Source organism: Qaidamihabitans albus, assembly GCF_016464705.1.
GTDB classification, from domain to species: Bacteria; Actinomycetota; Actinomycetes; order Mycobacteriales; family Pseudonocardiaceae; genus Qaidamihabitans; species Qaidamihabitans albus.
Genome location: NZ_JAEHOB010000037.1, coordinates 1 through 5222 on the forward strand (window position 1 = coordinate 1; position 5222 = coordinate 5222).

Consider the following 5222-nt stretch of genomic DNA (forward strand, 5'->3'; position numbering starts at 1 on the left):
TTTTTTGAACCCTTTTGTGGGTTTCTTTGAGGACATTTTGGTCCGGATTCAAATTCATTGTTGGAGAGTTTGATCCTGGCTCAGGACGAACGCTGGCGGCGTGCTTAACACATGCAAGTCGAACGCTGAAGCTCAGCTTGCTGGGTGGATGAGTGGCGAACGGGTGAGTAACACGTGGGTAATCTGCCCTGTACTTTGGGATAAGCCCTGGAAACGGGGTCTAATACCGGATAGGACATGCCATCGCATGGTGGTGTGTGGAAAGTTCCGGCGGTATGGGATGAGCCCGCGGCCTATCAGCTTGTTGGTGGGGTGATGGCCTACCAAGGCGACGACGGGTAGCCGGCCTGAGAGGGCGACCGGCCACACTGGGACTGAGACACGGCCCAGACTCCTACGGGAGGCAGCAGTGGGGAATATTGCACAATGGGCGCAAGCCTGATGCAGCGACGCCGCGTGAGGGATGACGGCCTTCGGGTTGTAAACCTCTTTCGACACTGACGAAGCCTCATCTTGTTGGGTGGGGTGACGGTAGGTGTAGAAGAAGCACCGGCTAACTACGTGCCAGCAGCCGCGGTAATACGTAGGGTGCAAGCGTTGTCCGGAATTATTGGGCGTAAAGAGCTCGTAGGCGGTTTGTCGCGTCGGCCGTGAAAACCAAACGCTTAACGTTTGGCTTGCGGTCGATACGGGCAGACTTGAGTTCGGTAGGGGAGACTGGAATTCCTGGTGTAGCGGTGGAATGCGCAGATATCAGGAGGAACACCGGTGGCGAAGGCGGGTCTCTGGGCCGATACTGACGCTGAGGAGCGAAAGCGTGGGGAGCGAACAGGATTAGATACCCTGGTAGTCCACGCTGTAAACGTTGGGCGCTAGGTGTGGGCGACATCCACGTTGTCCGTGCCGTAGCTAACGCATTAAGCGCCCCGCCTGGGGAGTACGGCCGCAAGGCTAAAACTCAAAGGAATTGACGGGGGCCCGCACAAGCGGCGGAGCATGTGGATTAATTCGATGCAACGCGAAGAACCTTACCTGGGTTTGACATGCACCAGACGCACCTAGAGATAGGTGTTCCCTTGTGGCTGGTGTACAGGTGGTGCATGGCTGTCGTCAGCTCGTGTCGTGAGATGTTGGGTTAAGTCCCGCAACGAGCGCAACCCTTATCCTATGTTGCCAGCGGGTAATGCCGGGGACTCGTGGGAGACTGCCGGGGTCAACTCGGAGGAAGGTGGGGATGACGTCAAGTCATCATGCCCCTTATGTCCAGGGCTTCACACATGCTACAATGGCTGGTACAGAGGGTTGCGATACCGTGAGGTGGAGCGAATCCCTTAAAGCCGGTCTCAGTTCGGATCGCAGTCTGCAACTCGACTGCGTGAAGTCGGAGTCGCTAGTAATCGCAGATCAGCAACGCTGCGGTGAATACGTTCCCGGGCCTTGTACACACCGCCCGTCACGTCACGAAAGTCGGTAACACCCGAAGCCCATGGCCCAACCGCGTCAGCGGGGGGAGTGGTCGAAGGTGGGACTGGCGATTGGGACGAAGTCGTAACAAGGTAGCCGTACCGGAAGGTGCGGCTGGATCACCTCCTTTCTAAGGAGCGAACACGTCCACGGTTGCCGGGGTACCCGGATTGTTGATCGTGGGGTGGCCGTCACGGAGGGACCGTTCGTGTTCCTGTGGGGGTTGCTCGAGGAATTGTGGAACTACTGGTGATGGTTGATCGCTGCAGGTCGCGTGGCTGTGAGTACTGTTCGTCCTTCGGGGTGGGCGTGGAAAGGGGTTGCGGGGTGTGGTGGTTGGTTGTTTGCTGGCATGCTGTTGGGTCCTGAGGCAACACGGTGTGTTGTTTCTGGGTGTGGTGTTTGAGAACTGTAGAGTGGATGCGAGCATCTTTGTGGTCAAGTTGTTAAGGGCACATGGTGGATGTCTAGGCATCAGGAGCCGATGAAGGACGTGGGAGGCTGCGATAAGCCTCGGGGAGCTGTCAACCGAGCTGTGATCCGAGGGTGTCCGAATGGGGTAACCCAGCACCCGTGATGGGGTGTTACCCGCCGTTGAATGTATAGACGGTGTGGAGGGAACGCGGGGAAGTGAAACATCTCAGTACCCGTAGGAAGAGAAAACAAGAGTGATTCCGTGAGTAGTGGCGAGCGAAAGCGGAGGAGGCTAAACCGTGCGCATGTCAAGCTGGCAGGTGTTGTGTGTGCGGTGTTGTGGGACCCGTTGTGGGGAGACTGCCATCTTCCCGGGTGCGTGCCATGGTTAGCGGAACTGTCTGGGAAGGCAGGCCGGAGTGGGTGAGAGTCCCGTACGCGAAAGCTGTGGTGGCGTGTCTGGACGGTGTTCCCGAGTAGCAGCGAGCTCGTGGAATTTGCTGTGAATCTGCCGGGACCACCCGGTAAGCCTAAATACTTCCTGGTGACCGATAGCGGACGAGTACCGTGAGGGAAAGATGAAAAGTACCCCGGGAGGGGAGTGAAAGAGTACCTGAAACCGTGTGCCTACAAGCCGTCAGAGCGACCGTTGTGTTGTGATGGCGTGCCTTTTGAAGAATGAGCCTGCGAGTTAGTGCTGCGTGGCGAGGTTAACCCGTGTGGGGTAGCCGTAGCGAAAGCGAGTCTGAAGAGGGCGTCTCGAGTCGCGTGGTCTAGACCCGAAGCGGAGTGATCTACCCATGGCCAGGGTGAAGCGCCGGTAAGACGGCGTGGAGGCCCGAACCCACTTAGGTTGAAAACTGAGGGGATGAGCTGTGGGTAGGGGTGAAAGGCCAATCAAACTCCGTGATAGCTGGTTCTCCCCGAAATGCATTTAGGTGCAGCGTCGCGTGTTTCACACCTGGGGTAGAGCTACTGGGTGGCCTAGGGGCCTTACCGGGTTACCGAAGTCAACCAAACTCCGAATACGGGTGTGTGAGAGCGCGGCAGTGAGACGGCGGGGGATAAGCTTCGTCGTCGAGAGGGAAACAGCCCAGAACGCCAGCTAAGGCCCCTAAGTGTGTGCTCAGTGGAAAAGGATGTGGGATTGCCCAGACAACCAGGAGGTTGGCTTAGAAGCAGCCATCCTTGAAAGAGTGCGTAATAGCTCACTGGTCAAGTGGTCCTGCGCCGACAATGTAGCGGGGCTTAAGCACACCGCCGAAGCTGTGTCACTCACACACCAGATCCACCGTCGGGACGTGTTCCTGGTGGTGTAGTCGTGTGGGTGGGTAGGGGAGCGTCCTGCACCCGGAGAAGCCACGGGGTAACCCAGTGGTGGAGGGTGTGGGAGTGAGAATGCAGGCATGAGTAGCGAATGCAGAGTGAGAACCTCTGCCGCCGGATGACCAAGGGTTCCTGGGCCAGGCTAATCCGCCCAGGGTAAGTCGGGACCTAAGGCGAGGCCGACAGGCGTAGTCGATGGACAACGGGTTGATATTCCCGTACCCGCGTGTGTGCGTCCCTGACGAGGCAGGTGAGACTAACCACCCGAAGCGCGTCCGGGGTCTTCGGATCCCGGGTGTTGTGGAGCGTGGGACCTGATCCTGTAGTAGTCAAGCGATGGGGTGACGCAGGAAGGTAGCTCCGCCAGTCAGTGGTGATACTGGTGTAAGCGTGTAGGGAGATCGGTAGGCAAATCCGCCGGTCATGTTCCTGAGGCGTGATGCGTAGCCGTGTGAGGCGAAGTAGAGTGATCCTATGCTGCCGAGAAAAGCCTCTAGCGAGTGCATGTGCGGCCCGTACCCCAAACCAACACAGGTGGTCAGGTAGAGAATACCAAGGCGATCGGGTGAACTGTGGTTAAGGAACTCGGCAAAATGCCCCCGTAACTTCGGGAGAAGGGGGGCCAAAGCACCTGAAGCCCCGTGCGGGCTAGGGTGAGTTGGCCGCAGAGACCAGCGGAAAGCGACTGTTTACTAAAAACACAGGTCCGTGCGAAGAAGCAATTCGATGTATACGGACTGACGCCTGCCCGGTGCTGGAACGTTAAGAGGACCGGTTAGCCTTTCGGGGCGAAGCTGAGAATTTAAGCGCCAGTAAACGGCGGTGGTAACTATAACCATCCTAAGGTAGCGAAATTCCTTGTCGGGTAAGTTCCGACCTGCACGAATGGCGTAACGACTTTCCGGCTGTCTCAACCACAGGCCCGGCGAAATTGCACTACGAGTAAAGATGCTCGTTACGCGCGGCAGGACGGAAAGACCCCGGGACCTTTACTATAGCTTGGTATTGGTTTTCGGTTCGGCTTGTGTAGGATAGGTGGGAGACTGTGAAGCCTTCACGCTAGTGGGGGTGGAGTCATTGTTGAAATACCACTCTGGTCGAATGGGGAATCTAACTTCGGACCGTGATCCGGTTCAGGGACAGTGCCTGGTGGGTAGTTTAACTGGGGCGGTTGCCTCCCAAAGAGTAACGGAGGCGCCCAAAGGTTCCCTCAGCCTGGTTGGCAATCAGGTGTTGAGTGTAAGTGCACAAGGGAGCTTGACTGTGAGACTGACAGGTCGAGCAGGGACGAAAGTCGGGACTAGTGATCCGGCACCTCCTGGTGGAAGGGGTGTCGCTCAACGGATAAAAGGTACCCCGGGGATAACAGGCTGATCTTGCCCAAGAGTCCATATCGACGGCATGGTTTGGCACCTCGATGTCGGCTCGTCGCATCCTGGGGCTGGAGTAGGTCCCAAGGGTTGGGCTGTTCGCCCATTAAAGCGGCACGCGAGCTGGGTTTAGAACGTCGTGAGACAGTTCGGTCCCTATCCGCCGCGCGCGCAGGAGACTTGCGGAAGGCTGTCCCTAGTACGAGAGGACCGGGACGGACGAACCTCTGGTATGCCAGTTGTCCCACCAGGGGCACGGCTGGTTAGCTACGTTCGGAAGGGATAACCGCTGAAGGCATCTAAGCGGGAAGCCTGTTCCAAGATGAGGTCTCCCACCCCTCCGTGGGTTAAGGCCCCCAGCAGACCACTGGGTTGATAGGCCAGACATGGACGCACAGCAATGTGTTTTCGAGTGGACTGGTACTAATAGGCCGAGGACTTCACCACAAACACACTTCGCGCGCATCCACTCCACAGCTCTGAAACACCACACACCCCACAAAAACAGAGTGTGAATGTTTCACCACGTTACGGTGGCCATAGCGGTAGGGGACACGCCCGGACCCATCCCGAACCCGGAAGCTAAGCCCACCAGCGCCGATGGTACTGCACCCGAAGGGGTGTGGGAGAGTAGGACACCGCCGTACA

Annotated in this window: 3 rRNA genes; all 3 read left to right on the plus strand. The window is 57.7% G+C overall.

Annotated elements, in window-relative coordinates:
- The first annotated feature begins 57 nt into the window (after nt 1-57).
- Nucleotides 58-1594, plus strand: a 16S ribosomal RNA gene (locus JAP66_RS31610).
- A 306-nt stretch (nt 1595-1900) separates the two neighbouring features.
- Nucleotides 1901-5021: ribosomal RNA gene (locus tag JAP66_RS31615) — 23S ribosomal RNA — on the plus strand.
- An 82-nt stretch (nt 5022-5103) separates the two neighbouring features.
- A 5S ribosomal RNA gene (rrf, locus tag JAP66_RS31620) occupies nt 5104-5221 on the plus strand.
- Together the 16S, 23S and 5S rRNA genes form the textbook arrangement of a ribosomal RNA operon.
- The last annotated feature ends 1 nt before the right edge of the window (nt 5222 follow it).